Below are 16836 nucleotides of genomic sequence, written 5' to 3'. Positions count from 1 at the left end.
AATTCGGGTCGCGTAGATAACCACTCGCTGAATATCAGGAGATTTACCCATGAGTACTGCATTTTCCCTGGCCCCATTGTTCCGTTCCTCTGTCGGCTTCGACCGTTTCAACGACCTGTTCGAATCGGCACTGCGCAACGAACCGGGCAGCAGCTACCCACCCTACAACGTTGAAAAGCATGCCGATGACCAGTACCGCATCGTCATCGCCGCCGCCGGTTTCCAGGAACAAGACCTGGAGCTGCAGGTGGAAAAAGGCGTGTTGACCGTGAGTGGTGGCAAGCGCGATGCCAACGAAGGCGTCACCTACCTGCACCAGGGCATCGCCCAGCGGGCTTTCAAGCTGTCTTTCCGCCTGGCCGACCATATCGAGGTCAAGGCCGCGGCCCTGAACCACGGCCTGCTGAACATCGACCTGCTGCGGGTCGTGCCGGAAGAAGCCAAGCCCAAGCGCATCGCGATCAATGGCATTCAGCAAGCGGCCCTGCAACACTAAGACCGCAAGCAAAAAGGGCGCCCGAGTGGCGCCCTTTTTCGTGGCTGTCATTCCAGCAGTTTCTTGAATTCGCCTAGCGGCAGCGGTCGGCTGTGCAGGTAGCCCTGGTACAGGTGGCACTCCAGGCCCCGCAGGAACTCCAGCTGCTGCAGGGTCTCGACGCCTTCGGCGATCACCTTCAATTCCAGGCTGCGGGCCATGGCCACGATGGCCCGGATGATCTCCGCGTCGTTGGGGTCGTGGGTGGCATCGCGGACGAAGGACTGGTCGATCTTCAACGTGTCCACCGGCAGGCGCTTGAGATAGGTCAGGGATGAATAGCCCGTGCCGAAATCATCCATGGCGAAGCTGACGCCGAGCTTCTTCAGGCGGCGCATCTTGCTGATGGTGTCTTCCAGGTTCTGGATCACGATGCCTTCGGTGATCTCCAGCTTCAGCAGCGAGGAAGGCAGGGCGTAGGCCGCCAGGCTGTGCTCGATCCGTTCGACGAAATCGTTCTGGCGGAACTGCCGGGGACTGATATTCACGCACAGGCTGAACTGGTGCGGGTCCACCAGGCCTCCTTCGATCAACTGGCTGAAAGCCAGGCAGGATTCATCGATGATCCAGGTGCCCACCTCGAGGATCAGTCCGCTGTCTTCGAGCACCTTGATGAACTCGGTCGGCGACTGCGCTCCCAGTTCCGGGTGCTGCCAGCGCACCAGCGCCTCGGCGCCGACGATGCGATTGTCGCGGGCGTCCACCTGGGGCTGGAAGTGCACGCTGAATTCGCCCCGGGACAGGGCCAGGCGCAGGTCGGTTTCCATGCGCAAGCGCTCGCTGGCGGCCTTCTGCATGGTGTTGTGGTACATCTGCGTGGTGTTGCGCCCCGAGTCCTTGGCGCGATACAGGGCGATATCGGCACGCTTGAGCAGGTCCGTGGGGGTCGAGCCGTGATCGGGAATCAGCGCCACGCCGATACTGGGCGTGACCTGCAGGCGCTGGCCGTCGAGGAACATCGGCTCCGACAGCAGTTCGCGCAAGGTGCCCGCCAGTTGCCGGACCTGTTCGCTGACGTCGTTGCGCGAGCCTTCCAGGCCGCTGAGCAGGACCACGAACTCGTCGCCGCCCAGGCGCGCCACCGTGTCCTCCATGCGTACGCTGGCTTCCAGCCGTGCGGTGATGATCTTCAGGACCGTGTCGCCCACCGGATGCCCCAGGGAATCGTTGATGTGCTTGAAGTGATCCAGATCGAGGAACAGCAGGGCGCCGCGCAGGTTGTGCCGCTTGAGCAGGGCGATCTGCTGGCTCAGGCGGTCCATCAACAGGGCGCGGTTGGGCAGGTTGGTCAGAGGGTCGTGGTAGGCCAGGTGGCGGATCTGCGCCTGGGCGTTCTTCAGCAAGCTGACGTCCCGGGCGGTCAGCAGCAGGCAAGGGGTCTCATTGAGGGTGATGGGCTCCACCGAAACCTCGAGGGTGAAGATTTCCCCGCGCTTGTTGCGCCCGAGCATCTCCATATGGTGCACCCGACCCTTGAGCTTGAGTTCGGCCAGCAACGTGGCCAGCTGGGCCTCCTCGGCCCAGATCCCGACTTCGTACAAGGTATGGCCCATCACTTCGTCGGTGCGGTAGCCGGTCAGGCGGCAGAAGCCGTCGTTGACCTCCAGGTAGCGTCCGGTATCGCGCTCGGTGATGGTGATGGCGTCGGGGCTTGAGTGGAAGGCCTTGGCGAACTTCTCCTCGCTGGCCTTGAGCGCCGCTTCCGAGCGTTGTTGCTGGGTGATGTCGCGCAGAGTGGTGACGATACACGGTTGTTTGTCGACGATGATCTGGCGGCTGGAGATGATGCAGGTCAAAGGCTGGCCATCCTTGTGGTTGACCACCACCGCGACATTGTTCAGCGCTTGTTCGCGGATTACCTGCTCGATTCGCCGCAAGCGCGGCGCGGGGTCTTCCCAGAGGCCGATCTGCTCGGCGCTGCGGTTGATCACGTCGTCCAGGGTCCAGCCGAAGGTCTGGGTGAAGCTGGAGTTGATCTCGATGAACTGGCCGGTTTCCAGCAGGGTGACGCAGATCGGATCCGGGCTGACCTGGAACAGGCTGGCGAATTTCTCCTCGGAGGTGATCAGGCGCTGCTCGCGCTCCACCTGTTCGGTGATGTCCAGCAGGGTTCCGGCCATGCGCAGCGGGTTGCCTTGCTCGTCGCGATACAGGCGGGCACGGCTCTCCAGGTAGCGCGAGCTGCCATCGGCCAGTTGCACGCGATAGGTCAGCTGGTAGTTGCCCGCCGGGCCTTCGCGCAGGCTGCGATAGGCGTCGCGCATGGAGTTGCGCTCCTCGGTGGGCACACCCTCGAAGAAGGCATCGAAGGACTCGTTAAACGGCGCTGGCTCCAGGCCATGCAACTGCGCAGCTCGGGCCGAGCCATAGAGCATGCCGCTGGGGATATGCCAGTCCCAGGTGCCCAGTTGCGCCGAGTCCAGGGCCAGGTCCAGGCGCTCCTGGCTATCCTTGAGGGCCTGTTCGGCGCGTTTGCGCTCGCTGGTATCGAGGAAGGTGCTGAGCAGGAAGGCCTTGCCCTCCAGTTCGACCTTCTGTGCGCTGAGGATGCCATCGTGGATCTGTCCGTTGCTGGCACGCAATTGCACTTCGAGGCTGGCGGCCTGGCCTTTCTTCTGTACGGCCTTGATCAGCTGGGCGCGCTGTTCGGGGTTGACCCACAAGCCGATTTCCAGGGTGGTGCGGCCGATCACATGCTCGGCGGGCCAGCCGAACTGGCTTTCGAAGTACTGGTTGGCTTCGCTGATCAGGCCGTCTTCGAGGCGGGTCAGCAGCACCATGTTGGGGCAGAGGTGGAAGAGGGTGGCAAAACGCTTTTCCGAGCTGCTCAGGGCTTCTTCGCGCTGGCGCTGGTGGGTGATTTCGCGGATCACCCCGATCATCCGGGGCTTGCCGTGCTTGTCAGGCAGCACGCTGCCGTTGATTTCCAGCCAGTGCAGGCTGCCATCGGGCCAGCGGATGCGATGGTGCATGGCCTGTTCCAGGGGCGCGCCGGCCAGCACCGAGTGGAAGGCGCGTACGGTTCGGGCCCGGTCCTCGATGGGCAGCAGGTCGAGATATTCGAGGTTTTCCGGCAGGGGTTGGCGCGGATCGAAGCCGAACAGCGCCTGGGTGCCCCGGGACCAGCTGATTTGCCCGCTTTCGATATCCCAATACCAGGCACCCAGCCTCGCGCCGTTGAGCGCGGCGAGCAGTTGTGGCGCACTTTCCCAGCTCTGTTCCGACTCCCTGGGGTCGACGGCGTGGATGCGCGGCATGGGCGGAATACGGTCAGCGGGTTTGGGCATGGTGATCAGGCCTTGTGCTGAGTAGTTCGTTTGGCGCGAGGGCTCATGGCGGGAGGCGACAGGGCACGGGCAAAACCCGGAATACTTATGCCGGGTTCCCTGGCCAATCGACCTGTGCGTCCAATAAGGCCATGAAAGCCCGCGCAGCATTCGACAGCGTCCGTTCGGTATGCAGGATATAGCCTAGCTGGCGGTGTAGTTGTATGCCCGGTAAAGGGATGCGCGCCACTTGTTCGTCGAGCATTGTGCGCGGCAGCACACTCCAGGCCAGGCCGATGGAGACCATCATCTTTATGGTTTCCAGATAGTTAGTGCTCATGGCGATGTTCGGCGTCAGGCCCTGGGCCTCGAACAATCGCTGCACGATGTGGTGGGTAAAGGTGTTGCCACCGGGAAAAACCGCCGGATGCAGGGCGATATCCGCCAGGCTGACCTGGCCGTTGCTGACCAGCGGGTGTTCCGGGGCGGCGACGAAGTCCAGTGGGTCGTCCCAGACCGCGGTGGCCTTGACCAGGCCGTGTGGCTCGGGAGCCAGGGTGATGACGGCCAGTTCGGCGCGGCCGTGGAGGATTTCCTCATAGGCCACCTCCGAATCGAGGAACTGGATGTCCAGGGCCACTTGTGGGTAGCGCCGGGTATAGGCTCGCAGCAGGGGCGGCAGGCGATGCAGGCCGATGTGATGGCTGGTGGCCAGTGTCAGGCGCCCGCTGACTTCGCCCGTGAGGTTAGTCAGGGCCCGGCGAGTGTCGTCCAGCACGTTGATGATCTGATAGGCCCGGGGCAACAGGGCCCGGCCAGCCTCTGTAAGACCGACTTCACGGCCCAGGCGATCGAACAGTCGCACATTGAGCTGCTGTTCCAGCGCCGCGATGCGCTTGCTGATGGCCGGTTGGGTCAGGTGCAGGCGCTCGCCCGCTCCAGAGAAGCTGCCAGTTTCGGCGATGGCGATGAAGGCATTGAGATTGGCCTGGTCCATCTTGCATTCCTATTGGTTATCCAAATCATGAAAAATATGAATTTGAGTTATTTAATCTAACGCCATAGCATCAGCCTCACAAGCCAAGTGGTTATTGATCGATGCTCGATCAGGGCCCAGGGCATAGAAACAAGCTGATGAGGAAAGGTCCGATGGCTGGCAAGACGCTCTACGACAAGCTCTGGGAAATGCACGAGGTGAAGCGCCGTGACGATGGTTCGTCGCTCATCTACATCGATCGTCACATTCTTCACGAGGTGACCTCGCCGCAGGCCTTCGAAGGCTTGCGCCTGGCTGCACGCCAGCCGTGGCGCATCGATGCCAACATCGCCACCCCGGACCACAACGTGCCGACTACCCAGGCCGAGCGCAAAGGTGGCCTCGACGCCATCGCCGACGAAGTGTCGCGCATCCAGGTCAAGACCCTGGATGAGAACTGCGACGACTTCGGCATCCTCGAATTCAAGATGAACGACATCCGCCAAGGGATCGTCCACGTGGTCGGTCCGGAGCAGGGGGCCACCTTGCCGGGCATGACCGTGGTCTGTGGCGACTCGCACACCTCGACCCACGGCGCCTTCGGCGCGTTGGCCCACGGTATTGGCACTTCCGAGGTGGAGCATGTGCTCGCCACCCAGTGCCTGGTGGCCAAGAAGATGAAGAACATGCAGGTGCGCGTCGAGGGCCGGTTGCCCTTCGGCGTGACCGCCAAGGACATCGTCCTCGCGGTGATCGGCAGGATCGGTACCGCGGGCGGCAACGGCCACGCCCTGGAGTTCGCCGGCAGCGCCATTCGCGATCTGTCCATGGAAGGCCGCATGACCATTTGCAACATGTCCATCGAGGCGGGCGCCCGCGTCGGCATGGTGGCCTGCGATGAAAAGACCATCGACTACGTGAAGGGGCGCCCGTTCTCGCCGCAAGGCAGCGACTGGGACAAGGCCGTGGAGGCTTGGAGCGACCTGGTATCCGATGCCGACGCGCATTTCGACACCGTCATCGAGCTGCGTGCCGAGGACATCAAGCCGCAGGTCAGTTGGGGTACTTCCCCGGAGATGGTGCTCGCGGTGGACCAGAACGTACCGGATCCGGCTGTCGAGGCCGATGCGGTCAAGCGCGACTCCATTGTCCGGGCGTTGAAGTACATGGGCTTGAACGCCAACCAGGCGATCACCGATATCCAGCTGGACCGCGTATTCATCGGCTCCTGCACCAACTCGCGCATCGAAGACTTGCGCGCCGCCGCGGCCGTGGCCAAGGGGCGCAAGGTTGCCTCCACCGTGAAGCAGGCGCTGGTGGTACCGGGTTCGGGCCTGGTGAAGGCCCAGGCCGAGCAGGAAGGCCTGGACAAGATCTTCCTCGAGGCCGGCTTCGAGTGGCGTGAGCCGGGCTGCTCCATGTGCCTGGCGATGAACCCGGACCGCCTGGAGAGTGGCGAGCATTGCGCGTCTACCTCCAACCGCAACTTCGAAGGCCGCCAGGGCGCCGGCGGACGTACCCACCTGGTGAGCCCGGCCATGGCCGCGGCTGCCGCGGTGACCGGTCGTTTCATCGATGTACGTGAATTGATGCAGGCCTGAGGAGACCAGAGATGAAAGCATTCACCCAGCACACAGGCCTCGTCGCACCGCTCGACCGTGCCAACGTCGACACCGACCAGATCATTCCCAAGCAATTCCTCAAGTCGATCAAGCGTACCGGCTTCGGTCCGAACCTGTTCGATGAGTGGCGCTACCTCGATGTGGGCCAGCCCAACCAGGACAATTCCAAGCGTCCGGTGAACCAGGACTTCGTGCTCAACTTCCCGCGCTACCAGGGCGCCAGCGTGCTGCTGGCCCGTGAGAACTTCGGCTGCGGCTCTTCCCGCGAGCATGCGCCGTGGGCGCTGGACGAGTACGGTTTCCGCACCGTGATCGCGCCGAGCTTCGCCGACATCTTCTTCAACAACAGCTTCAAGAACGGCTTGTTGCCGATCATCCTCAAGGATGAAGAAGTCGACGAACTGTTCCAGCAGAGCGAAGCCACCGAGGGTTACCAGCTGACCGTCGATCTCGCCGCGCAGACCGTGACCCGCCCGGACGGCAAGCAGTACAGCTTCGAGGTGGACGCGTTCCGCAAGCACTGCCTGCTCAATGGCCTGGACGACATCGGCCTGACCCTGCAGGACGCCGACGCCATCCGCAGTTTCGAGGTCGGCTATAAGCAGCGTCAGCCCTGGTTGTTCCGCGACGCCTGAGTGCCCTTGGTCCGGCCCTTGCCGTTTGTTGCAGGGCCGGCCAGTGAGCGCCGTTCTCTACGCCCCAAGGAGCCAAGCATGACCAGCAATGCCCATACCCAGGTGGTACAGCAGCAATTCGGCGGACAAGCCGTGGCCTACCTCAACAGCGCGGTGCATGCCCAGGGTGCCGAATTCGCGTTGCTACAGGCCGAGGTAGCGGGCAAGAACGAGGCCCGGGTGCTGGATCTTGGGTGCGGTGCCGGGCATGTCAGTTTCCATGTCGCGCCGCTGGTCAGGGAGGTGGTGGCCTACGACCTTTCCCAGCAGATGCTGGACGTGGTGGCAGCGGCGGCCCGGGAGCGTAGCCTGGAGAACATCCGTACGGTAGCCGGTGCGGCAGAGCGCTTGCCGTTCGCCGATGGCGAGTTCGACTTCGTCTTCAGTCGCTATTCGGCCCACCACTGGAGCGACCTGGGCCTGGCCCTGCGCGAGGTGCGCCGAGTCCTGAAGCCTGGCGGCGTGGCGGCGTTCATCGATGTCCTGTCACCGGGCAGTCCATTGCTGGATACCTACCTGCAGAGCGTCGAAGTGCTGCGCGACACCAGCCATGTCCGCGACTATTCGGCCGGGGAATGGCTGCACCAGATCAACGAGGCCGGTTTGCAGGCCCGCAGCAGCGCCCGGCAGCGCCTGCGCCTGGAATACGCCTCCTGGGTCGAGCGCATGCGCACCCCGGAGCCGCTGAGGGTGGCTATTCGCCAGTTGCAGCAGGCGATGGGCAATGAAGTGCGCGAATATTTTCAGATTGAGGCCGATGGTTCGTTCAGTACAGATGTACTGGTACTGTGGGCCGAACGATAGAATTTTTCCGGGTGCGCCCAAGGGCGTGCCGACAGAACGAACGAGGAATGCATGAGCAAGCAGATTCTGATTCTCCCTGGTGACGGTATTGGCCCGGAAATCATGGCCGAAGCGGTCAAGGTCCTGGAATTGGCCAATGACAACTACGGCCTGGGTTTCGAGCTGAGCCACGATGTGATCGGCGGCGCGGCCATCGACAAGCATGGCGTGCCCCTGGCCGACGAGACCCTGGACCGGGCCCGTGCCGCCGATGCGGTGCTGCTGGGTGCGGTGGGCGGTCCGAAGTGGGACAAGATCGAGCGCGACATCCGTCCGGAGCGCGGGCTGTTGAAGATTCGCGCGCAACTGGGGCTGTTCGGCAACCTGCGGCCGGCGATCCTCTATCCGCAACTGGCCGATGCCTCGAGCCTGAAACCGGAAATCGTCTCCGGCCTGGACATCCTCATCGTCCGCGAACTGACCGGCGGTATCTACTTCGGTGCTCCTCGCGGCACCCGCGAGCTGGAGAACGGCGAGCGCCAGTCCTATGACACCTTGCCCTACAGCGAGAGCGAGATCCGCCGGATCGCCCGGGTCGGCTTCGACATGGCGCGGGTGCGCGGCAAGAAGCTCTGCTCGGTGGACAAGGCCAACGTCCTGGCTTCCAGCCAGCTGTGGCGTGAAGTGGTCGAGCAGGTGGCCAAGGACTATCCGGACGTCGAACTCAGCCACATGTACGTCGACAACGCGGCCATGCAGCTGGTGCGCGCGCCCAAGCAGTTCGACGTGATCGTCACCGACAACATGTTTGGCGATATCCTCTCCGACGAGGCCTCGATGCTCACCGGTTCCATCGGCATGCTGCCTTCGGCGTCCCTGGACGCCAACAACAAGGGCATGTACGAGCCTTGCCACGGTTCGGCGCCGGATATCGCCGGGCAGGGCATCGCCAACCCGCTGGCGACCATCCTCTCGGTGTCGATGATGCTGCGCTACAGCTTCAACCTGACCGCAGCGGCGGACGCCATCGAGCAAGCCGTCAGCCGAGTGCTGGACCAGGGCTTGCGTACCGGTGACATCTGGTCGGCCGGTTGCACCCGGGTCGGTACGCAGGAAATGGGCGATGCAGTAGTCGCGGCGCTGCGGAATCTGTAATCTTTCGGGCCCACTGCACTGACAGTGGCCCACTTTTGTATAGGTGTAGTTGCGATGAAACGTGTAGGTCTGATCGGTTGGCGCGGTATGGTCGGTTCCGTGCTCATGCAGCGGATGCTTGAAGAGCAGGACTTCGATCTTATTGAACCGGTGTTTTTCACCACTTCCAATGTCGGTGGCCAGGGTCCGTCGGTAGGCAAGGATATTGCCCCGCTCAAGGACGCCTACAGCATTGAAGAGCTGAAAACCCTCGACGTGATCCTGACCTGCCAGGGTGGCGACTACACCAGCGAAGTCTTCCCCAAGCTGCGCGAAGCCGGCTGGCAGGGTTACTGGATCGACGCTGCTTCCAGCCTGCGCATGCAGGACGACGCAGTGATCATCCTCGATCCGGTGAACCGCAAGGTCATTGACCAGCAACTGGATGCCGGGACCAAGAACTACGTCGGCGGCAACTGCACCGTCAGCCTGATGCTGATGGGCCTGGGTGGCCTGTTCGAAGCCGGCCTGGTGGAGTGGATGAGCGCCATGACCTACCAGGCGGCCTCCGGCGCCGGCGCGCAGAACATGCGTGAGCTGATCAAGCAGATGGGCGCCACCCATGCCGCGGTCGCCGATGACCTGGCCAACCCGGCCAGCGCCATCCTCGATATCGACCGCAAGGTGGCCGAGGCCATGCGCAGCGATGCCTATCCAACCGAGAACTTCGGCGTACCGCTGGCCGGCAGCCTGATTCCGTGGATCGACAAGGAGCTGCCCAACGGCCAGAGCCGCGAAGAGTGGAAGGCCCAGGCCGAGACCAACAAGATCCTCGGTCGCTTCAAGAACCCGATTCCGGTGGACGGTATCTGCGTACGTATCGGCGCCATGCGCTGCCACAGCCAGGCGCTGACCATCAAGCTCAACAAGGACGTGCCGATCGCCGATATCGAAGGGCTGATCAGCCAGCACAACCCCTGGGTCAAGCTGGTGCCGAACCAGCGTGAGATCAGCATGCAGGAGCTGAGCCCGACCAAGGTCACCGGTACCCTGAACATTCCGGTGGGCCGTCTGCGCAAGCTGAACATGGGCTCGCAGTTCCTCGGCGCCTTCACTGTGGGTGACCAACTGCTGTGGGGCGCGGCCGAGCCGCTGCGCCGCATGCTGCGGATCCTGCTGGAGCGCTGATTCTTCTGCATCGCCGCGAAAAACCCGCGTTCCCTCAAAGGGCGCGGGTTTTTTCATGGGCCGCAAGTTGTGGTCGCTCCGGCGAATTGCCTCGTCCCCGCGTGCCGGGTAAAGTGCCGCTCCCCCCGTTTTGCCTGAGGTAGCACCATGACTCCGTCCTTTGATATTGCCGTGATCGGTGCCACCGGTACCGTCGGCGAAACCCTGGTGCAGATTCTCGAAGAGCGTGATTTTCCGGTCGGCAACCTCTACTTGCTGGCCAGCAGCGAGTCGGCAGGACATTCGGTGCCGTTTCGCGGCAAGAACCTGCGTGTACGCGAGGTCGACGAGTTCGACTTCGGCAAGGCCCAGCTGGCGTTCTTCGCCGCAGGTCCGGCCGTGACCCTGAGTTTTGCGCCGCGGGCGACGGCGGCCAATTGCGCGGTGATCGATCTTTCCGGGGCCTTGCCCTCGGCGCAGGCCCCCAGCGTGGTGCCCGAAGTCAATGCCAAGGTGCTGGCCGGCCTGGGTAAGCCGGTGCAACTGAGCAGTCCCAGTGCCTCGGCCACGGCGCTGGCGGTCGCGCTGGCGCCATTGCAGGATCTGCTGGACATCCAGCAGGTGGGCCTGAGCGCCAGCCTGGCGGTTTCCAGCCTGGGCCGCGAGGCGGTCAGCGAACTGGCCCGGCAGACCGCCGAACTGTTGAATGCGCGTCCCCTGGAGTCGCGTTTCTTCGACCGGCAGATGGCCTTCAACCTGCTGGCCCAGGTCGGCACGCCGGATGCCCAGGGCCATACCCTGCTGGAAAAACGCCTGGTCAGGGAACTGCGCGAGGTGCTGGGGCTACCTTTGCTGAAGATTTCTGTCACATGCATTCAAGCGCCGGTGTTTTTTGGCGATAGCTATAGCGTGACTCTGCAGTCGGCTGCCGATATCGACCTTGCGGCGGTGAATGCCGCGCTGGAAGCGGCGCCTGGCCTGGAGCTGGTGGACGCTGGCGACTACCCGACGGCCGTTGGTGACGCCGTGGGCCAGGATGTGGTCTACGTTGGGCGAGTTCGCAGCGGGGTCGACGATCCGGCGGAGCTCAACCTGTGGCTGACTTCGGACAACGTCCGCAAAGGTGCGGCGTTGAACGCGGTGCAGCTGGCTGAATTGTTGATAAAAGACCTGCTGTAAAAGATACTTGGCAACAATTTGCAGAATGAATCTAGCTGGGCGCTATGCTTGGCAAGTTGCTGGAGGTGAGTGGCCGTCAGGTGCTCCCGGGGCATGCAGGAATTAATCGCGCGTCGTGGCCATCCTGGCCCCGCGCAATGCCTTATGGCAGCCGCTACAAAACCTTCTCGCTAGCCGAGGAAAGTTCAAACAAAGGATGAGGCTATGGTTCAAGTTCGCAAACTGGTGTTAGCAATAGCGGCCGCCTCGGCGCTGTCCTCCGGTATGGCGCAGGCGCTTGGGCTTGGGGAGCTGACCCTGAAGTCGAGTCTGAACCAGCCTCTGGTAGCAGAAATCGAATTGCTCGATGTAAAGGACCTCACTGCCGCCGAAGTGGTGCCAAGCCTGGCCCCGGCAGATGAGTTCGCCAAGGCCGGCGTCGATCGGCAGGCCTTTCTCAACGACCTGAGCTTTACCCCTGTTCTCAATCCCGGCGGCAAGAGTGTGCTGCGGGTAACGTCCAGCCGCCCGCTGTCCGAGCCGATGGTCAAGTTCCTGGTGCAGGTGATGTGGCCCAACGGTCGCCTGTTGCGCGACTACAGCGTCCTGCTGGACCCTTCCAAGTTCTCTCCCGAGGCCGCGCAAGCTGCCCAGGGCGCACCGGTTTCCGATCCTGCGGTGAATGCTCCGGTCACCTCGGCCAGCAAGATCAGCAAGCCCGAGCAATACACCACCTCGGCCCGTGACACCCTCTGGGAAATCGCGGCCAGGAACCGTAATGGTGCGTCGATCCAGCAGACCATGCTGGCGATCCAGGCGCTGAACCCGGATGCCTTCATCGACGGCAATATCAACCGCTTGAAAACCGGCAAGGTGTTGCGCCTGCCGGATGTGGTCCAGAGCACCGCGTTGCCGCAGCCCAAGGCGATCGCCGAGGTGGCTGCGCAAAATGCTGCCTGGCGCCAGGGTCGGCGTGGCGGAGCTCGTACTCAGCAACAAGTGGACGCGACCCGCCGTGCGGGTGCCGACAAGACGCCCAAGCAGGCCAATACCCGGGACAACCTGAGCCTGGTCTCCGCCGAGAGTGGCAAGACCCGCGGCAAGGGCGCCGCAGGCGACAGCAAGGCGCTGAGCAACAAGCTGGCGGTCACCCAGGAAAGCCTGGATTCGACTCGGCGCGACAATGCCGAGTTGAAAGATCGCATGGCTGATCTGCAGAGCCAGCTGGACAAGCTGCAGCGCTTGATCGAGTTGAAGAACAACCAGTTGGCCAAGTTGCAGGCCGAGGGCGCGGCTCCGGCGGCGCCTGCAGCGCAGCCGGCGCCAGCCATGCCGGCGGAACTGGTGAGCAAGCCTGAGGCTCCGGCCTCGGTGGCTCCGGTGGCGCCAGCCAGCGAGCCCGCAGCTGCGCCTGAGGCGCAGGCAGCCAAGGCCGACGAAGACAAGTACGGCGATCTGTTGACCAATCCGATCCTCTTGGGCCTTATCGCCGGTAGCGTGGTGGCGGCCCTGTTGCTGTTGCTGCTGTTGCTGGCGCGTCGCCGCAAGGCCCAGCAGGAGGCGGAGAAGCACCTGCGCATGGCCCGGGCATTGTCCGAGGAGAACAATTTTTCCGAAGAGATGGATCTGCCGGAAAGCAGCTTCGAAGGTCTTGAGGTGCCGCCGCCGAGCGTCAAGCTGGCTCCAGCTCCAGCTCCAGCTCCAGCTCCAGCTCCAGCTCCAGCTCCGGTGGCGGAGCCGATCGTGGCGCCAGCCGCGCCGCAGGAACGGGCGACCGATGTCCTGGGCCAGGCGCAGAACCATATCGACGGCGGCCGCCTGAACCAGGCAGCGGCGATTCTCGAAGAAGCGGTCAAGATGGAGCCGCAGCGCAGTGAGCTGCGCCTGAAGCTGATGGAAGTCTATGCCCGCCAGGGCGATCGCAGTGCCTTCGTCGCCGAAGAGCGCCAGCTGGTGGCCAATGGCGATAACCATGCGCAGGTCGAGCAGCTCAAGAGCCGTTATCCGGCCATGGTCGCAGTGGCGGCCGCGGCAGGCCTGGCTACCGCAGCCGCAGCGGCGGAACTGGATGCCGAGTACGTCAAGGAATTGCTCCAGGATGAGCCACCGGCAGTTGAGCCAAAAGCCCCGGTGGAAGGCCTGGATGAAGATTTCGACCTGAGCCTGGATGACCTGGAGGCCGCTTCGCCGGCAGCGGTGGTGGCACCGGAGCCCACGCCCGAGCCTGAAGTCGAGCTGGAGGATTTTCCGCTCGACGACGACCTGAGCTTCGGTTCGGTGCTCGAGCAGCAGATCGCACCCGAGGAGAACCTGGACGACCTGGGAGATTTCGATCTCGACCTGGGCACGGATCTGCCTGCGGCCACCCAGAGCGATGACGATTTCCTGCTGAGCCTGGAGGACGATCTCAAGGATCTTCCGGCTGGCGAAGTGCCTACAGTGACCGAGTCGGCCCTGGATGACCTTGACCTGTCGGCGGACTTCGACTTGTCCCTGGCAGATGAGATGACCGCGGACGAACCCAAGGATGCCTTCAGTTCCGAGCTGGACGACGTCAATGCCGAGCTCGAGCGACTTGCCCAGACTCTCGATCAGCCGGAAGCGGGGAGCCCGACCTTCACTGCCGAGGATGCCGCGGCGGCACCTGAGGACACTGAGTTCGACTTCCTCGCCGGTAGCGATGAAGTGGCGACCAAGCTCGATCTGGCCCAGGCCTACATCGACATGGGCGACAACGACGGAGCCCGGGATATTCTGGGTGAAGTGCTGAGCGAAGGTAACGAAGGGCAGAAGAGCGAGGCGCAGGAAATGCTCGCACGGCTGGCTTGATTCGACCTGAAGCTTGAGTGCAACGGCAGCCCATGAGGCTGCCGTTTTTGTTGGTGCTGCGCGGGACTCAGGCCAGCAAGTCCTCGTAGAACGCGCCGAAAGGACGGGTAGGGTGGGCGATCTGGATTTCCAGGATCCACAGGCCGACCTGCGGGCAGGCGGCGAAATCCCCCAGGTCGCCGGCACGGTAGATGGCGTGGGGGAAGTCGCTGACGCGATGCCCCTTGATGTCCAGGTTCAGCAGCCAGCCCTTGGCATGGGCCTGTTCCTCGGCATATCGATACAGTTCGGGGCCGGCCACCCGGTGGGTTTTCCAGTGCTCGTACACCAGGTCGAACAGGCTTTTGGCGGCAGCGGCGCAGGCATGCATTTCGGCGTCGTCACCGACGACGAAGGTCGCTCCACAGTCGCCCTCATGGCGATCCCAGACCACTCCCAGGTCAATGAAGAACAGATCGTTTTCTCCCAGCCGCGGGTCGCCCTCGGAGCGTTGCTTGAAGGTCTTGAGGGTATTGCTGCCAAAGCGGATCAGCAGCGGATGCCAGATCCGCTCCATACCCAGTTCCCGCAATACCTCGAGGCCCATTTCCCTGGCTGCGGACTCCAGCATGCCCGGCTCGATCCGGCGGGCCATTTCGGCCACGGCCTCCCAGGTCATGCGCTTGGCGTGGAGCATGCCTTCGAGGCTGTAGGCCAGGCCGACGGCCTCTTTGTTGACTGCGTTCATTCATCAGGTCCCGATCAGGTTTTTGTTATCAGTCGCTATATAGCTTGATATATAACGCTTGGTCGATGATCGCTGCAATCTGCAACTAAACCCCCGTGGCGCATGGCGTCCGCTTGCTCTGGCCTTATAATGGGCGCCTTTGCGCATATCAGCAGGCTGTAAGTTCTTGGCAAATATAGATAACGCGGCCGCCGAAATGGCGGCCGCAGGCTTTTCCCGGATCGCCCTGGGCGTCGAATACAAAGGCTCGCGCTATCACGGCTGGCAGCGCCAGTCGTCCGGCGTCCCCAGTGTCCAGGAGACCCTGGAGAAGGCCCTGTCCAGGGTCGCGGACTCCCCGATAACCCTGACTTGCGCCGGGCGTACCGATGCCGGGGTGCATGCCAGCGGCCAAGTGGTGCACTTCGACACCCAGGTCGTGCGTCCGATGAAGGCCTGGGTCATGGGGGCCAATATCAACTTGCCCCATGACATCAGCGTCAGCTGGGCCCGGGAGATGCCGGCGCATTTCCATGCACGTTTCAAGGCGATCGCCCGGCGCTATCGCTACGTCATCTACAACGACCAGATCCGCCCGGCCCACCTCAACGAAGAAATCACCTGGAATCATCGGCCACTGGACACCGAGCGGATGGCCGAGGCTGCTGCCTACCTGGTGGGCACTCACGACTTCAGTGCTTTCCGGGCCGGGCAATGCCAGGCGAAGTCGCCGGTCAAGGAGATCCATCACCTGCAGGTCATCCGCTGCGGCAAGATGATCGTCCTGGATATTCGCGCCAGCGCGTTCCTGCATCACATGGTGCGCAATATCGCTGGGGTATTGATGACCATTGGGGCCGGCGAACGCCCGGTGGAGTGGGCCAGGGAGGTCCTGGAAAGCCGGGTGCGCCGAGCTGGCGGCGTTACCGCCCATCCTTTCGGGCTGTATCTGGTACAGGTCGAATACCGGGATGAGTTCCAGTTGCCCGAGCGCTACATCGGGCCGCATTTCCTCACCGGATTCCCGGAATTTGGCGGCTGACGCCCGGAAAAGCATTTGCTACCATCCGGAACTTTCCGGATTTACCCCAGGGGTTCACACGATATGTCGGCCGTTCGCAGCAAGATTTGTGGGATTACCCGCATAGAAGATGCGCTGGCGGCGGTGGAGGCGGGGGCCGATGCCATTGGCCTGGTGTTCTACGCCAAGAGCCCGCGGGCGGTGAATGTGCAGCAGGCGCGGGCAATCATCGCCGCCCTGCCGCCGTTCGTGACCACGGTCGGGTTGTTCGTCAATGCCAGCCGCTGCGAGCTGGGGGAAATCCTCGACGCCGTGCCGCTGGACCTCTTGCAGTTCCATGGCGATGAATCGGCTGCTGCCTGCGAGGGCTACCATCGCCCCTATATCAAGGCGCTACGGGTCAAGGCGGGTGATGACATCGCCGCGGCCTGCCAGGCCTATCCTGGGGCCAGCGGGATTCTCCTGGATACCTATGTCGAAGGCGTGCCCGGGGGAACCGGAGAGGCCTTCGACTGGTCCCTGGTTCCGCAGGGGCTGAGCAAGCCGATCATCCTCGCCGGTGGCCTGTCGGCCGATAACGTCGCCCTGGCCATTGCCCAGGTGCGTCCTTATGCGGTGGATGTCAGCGGCGGGGTGGAGCAGAGCAAGGGCATCAAGGATCCAGCGAGAATCCAGGCGTTTATGCAGGCTGTACGTCGCAGCAGTGAGTCGATGTGACGGCTGGCAGTCTGCCGCCGTCCATAAGACCACTGTACAAAACAGGCAGGCGCCGCCGTGAGGCGGAGTCGTAATCGAGTGGCAACCGCTCTATCGCGGGTTGTCGGGATGGCGCAGGAGGGGTTCGCTGCGGGCAGGTCGAGCCAAGTGCTGACCGCGGTAGCGAGCCGATCATCGCCGCATACATGAATTTGGCTCAAGGGCATGCGCGGGGTCGCGAACCACAGCGTTCGGGCCGCCGGTACTGG

The 16836-nt window shown here is 63.1% G+C and carries 13 protein-coding genes; 10 read left to right on the top strand and 3 right to left on the bottom strand.

Translation table 11 applies throughout. From position 1 onward, the window contains the following. The first annotated feature begins 49 nt into the window (after positions 1 to 49). Positions 50 to 496, top strand: a complete 447-nt coding sequence (locus CAG11_RS28850; RefSeq protein ID WP_085599507.1) for an Hsp20 family protein — start codon at positions 50 to 52, stop codon at positions 494 to 496. A gap of 47 nt (positions 497 to 543) precedes the next feature. Here the strand turns inward: CAG11_RS28850 and CAG11_RS28845 are convergent, their stop codons facing one another. Together CAG11_RS28845 and CAG11_RS28840 are read right to left on the bottom strand one after the other, a co-directional pair. After that, positions 544 to 3822, bottom strand: a complete 3279-nt coding sequence (locus CAG11_RS28845) for an EAL domain-containing protein (protein WP_085599505.1) — start codon at positions 3820 to 3822, stop codon at positions 544 to 546. Between the two features lie 85 nt (positions 3823 to 3907). Continuing rightward, entirely contained in the window at positions 3908 to 4798 is an 891-nt protein-coding gene (locus CAG11_RS28840; RefSeq protein ID WP_085599503.1) for a LysR family transcriptional regulator, read from the bottom strand. A gap of 152 nt (positions 4799 to 4950) precedes the next feature. Between CAG11_RS28840 and leuC the strand changes: the two genes are divergently transcribed. From leuC to CAG11_RS28805, 7 genes are all read left to right on the top strand, one after another. Next, on the top strand, positions 4951 to 6378 hold the full coding sequence (gene leuC / locus CAG11_RS28835) for a 3-isopropylmalate dehydratase large subunit (protein ID WP_085599501.1): 1428 nt from the start codon (positions 4951 to 4953) through the stop codon (positions 6376 to 6378). 11 nt (positions 6379 to 6389) lie between these two features. Then, positions 6390 to 7034, top strand: coding sequence for a 3-isopropylmalate dehydratase small subunit (leuD, locus tag CAG11_RS28830; protein WP_022643438.1), 645 nt, complete (start codon positions 6390 to 6392; stop codon positions 7032 to 7034). 78 nt (positions 7035 to 7112) lie between these two features. Next, on the top strand, positions 7113 to 7877 hold the full coding sequence (locus CAG11_RS28825; RefSeq protein WP_085599499.1) for a class I SAM-dependent methyltransferase: 765 nt from the start codon (positions 7113 to 7115) through the stop codon (positions 7875 to 7877). Between the two features lie 51 nt (positions 7878 to 7928). Then, entirely contained in the window at positions 7929 to 9011 is a 1083-nt protein-coding gene (gene leuB / locus CAG11_RS28820) for a 3-isopropylmalate dehydrogenase (protein ID WP_085599497.1), read from the top strand. Between the two features lie 54 nt (positions 9012 to 9065). Beyond that, positions 9066 to 10178: an aspartate-semialdehyde dehydrogenase gene (asd, locus tag CAG11_RS28815; RefSeq protein ID WP_053138885.1), complete on the top strand. Its 1113-nt coding sequence runs from the start codon at positions 9066 to 9068 to the stop codon at positions 10176 to 10178. Between the two features lie 147 nt (positions 10179 to 10325). Beyond that, positions 10326 to 11336, top strand: a complete 1011-nt coding sequence (locus CAG11_RS28810) for an aspartate-semialdehyde dehydrogenase (protein WP_085599495.1) — start codon at positions 10326 to 10328, stop codon at positions 11334 to 11336. Positions 11337 to 11540: 204 nt separating this feature from the next. Beyond that, positions 11541 to 14144: a FimV/HubP family polar landmark protein gene (locus tag CAG11_RS28805; RefSeq protein WP_085599493.1), complete on the top strand. Its 2604-nt coding sequence runs from the start codon at positions 11541 to 11543 to the stop codon at positions 14142 to 14144. Positions 14145 to 14211: 67 nt separating this feature from the next. Here CAG11_RS28805 and CAG11_RS28800 read toward each other — a convergent pair whose 3' ends face one another. Next, entirely contained in the window at positions 14212 to 14871 is a 660-nt protein-coding gene (locus CAG11_RS28800) for a M24 family metallopeptidase (RefSeq protein WP_085599491.1), read from the bottom strand. 196 nt (positions 14872 to 15067) lie between these two features. On the opposite strand from CAG11_RS28800, the gene truA reads away from it, so the two are divergent. Next, positions 15068 to 15892, top strand: a complete 825-nt coding sequence (gene truA, locus CAG11_RS28795) for a tRNA pseudouridine(38-40) synthase TruA (protein WP_022643444.1) — start codon at positions 15068 to 15070, stop codon at positions 15890 to 15892. A gap of 63 nt (positions 15893 to 15955) precedes the next feature. Beyond that, positions 15956 to 16588 (top strand): phosphoribosylanthranilate isomerase, encoded by a 633-nt coding sequence (locus tag CAG11_RS28790; protein WP_085599489.1) that lies wholly within the window; start codon positions 15956 to 15958, stop codon positions 16586 to 16588. Positions 16589 to 16836 lie beyond the last annotated feature (248 nt).

It is taken from the genome of Pseudomonas sp. B6(2017), assembly GCF_002112765.1.
GTDB lineage: Bacteria > Pseudomonadota > Gammaproteobacteria > Pseudomonadales > Pseudomonadaceae > Aquipseudomonas > Aquipseudomonas piscis.
This window is presented reverse-complemented; position numbering and strand designations above follow the sequence as displayed.

Bases quoted from the DNA above. Each gene is read 5' to 3' on its own strand.
- CAG11_RS28850 (WP_085599507.1), top strand. From the start codon at position 50: ATGAGTACTGCATTTTCCCTGGCCCCATTGTTCCGTTCCTCTGTCGGC.
- CAG11_RS28845 (WP_085599505.1), bottom strand. From the start codon at position 3,822: ATGCCCAAACCCGCTGACCGTATTCCGCCCATGCCGCGCATCCACGCC.
- CAG11_RS28840 (WP_085599503.1), bottom strand. From the start codon at position 4,798: ATGGACCAGGCCAATCTCAATGCCTTCATCGCCATCGCCGAAACTGGC.
- leuC (WP_085599501.1), top strand. From the start codon at position 4,951: ATGGCTGGCAAGACGCTCTACGACAAGCTCTGGGAAATGCACGAGGTG.
- leuD (WP_022643438.1), top strand. From the start codon at position 6,390: ATGAAAGCATTCACCCAGCACACAGGCCTCGTCGCACCGCTCGACCGT.
- CAG11_RS28825 (WP_085599499.1), top strand. From the start codon at position 7,113: ATGACCAGCAATGCCCATACCCAGGTGGTACAGCAGCAATTCGGCGGA.
- leuB (WP_085599497.1), top strand. From the start codon at position 7,929: ATGAGCAAGCAGATTCTGATTCTCCCTGGTGACGGTATTGGCCCGGAA.
- asd (WP_053138885.1), top strand. From the start codon at position 9,066: ATGAAACGTGTAGGTCTGATCGGTTGGCGCGGTATGGTCGGTTCCGTG.
- CAG11_RS28810 (WP_085599495.1), top strand. From the start codon at position 10,326: ATGACTCCGTCCTTTGATATTGCCGTGATCGGTGCCACCGGTACCGTC.
- CAG11_RS28805 (WP_085599493.1), top strand. From the start codon at position 11,541: ATGGTTCAAGTTCGCAAACTGGTGTTAGCAATAGCGGCCGCCTCGGCG.
- CAG11_RS28800 (WP_085599491.1), bottom strand. From the start codon at position 14,871: ATGAACGCAGTCAACAAAGAGGCCGTCGGCCTGGCCTACAGCCTCGAA.
- truA (WP_022643444.1), top strand. From the start codon at position 15,068: ATGGCGGCCGCAGGCTTTTCCCGGATCGCCCTGGGCGTCGAATACAAA.
- CAG11_RS28790 (WP_085599489.1), top strand. From the start codon at position 15,956: ATGTCGGCCGTTCGCAGCAAGATTTGTGGGATTACCCGCATAGAAGAT.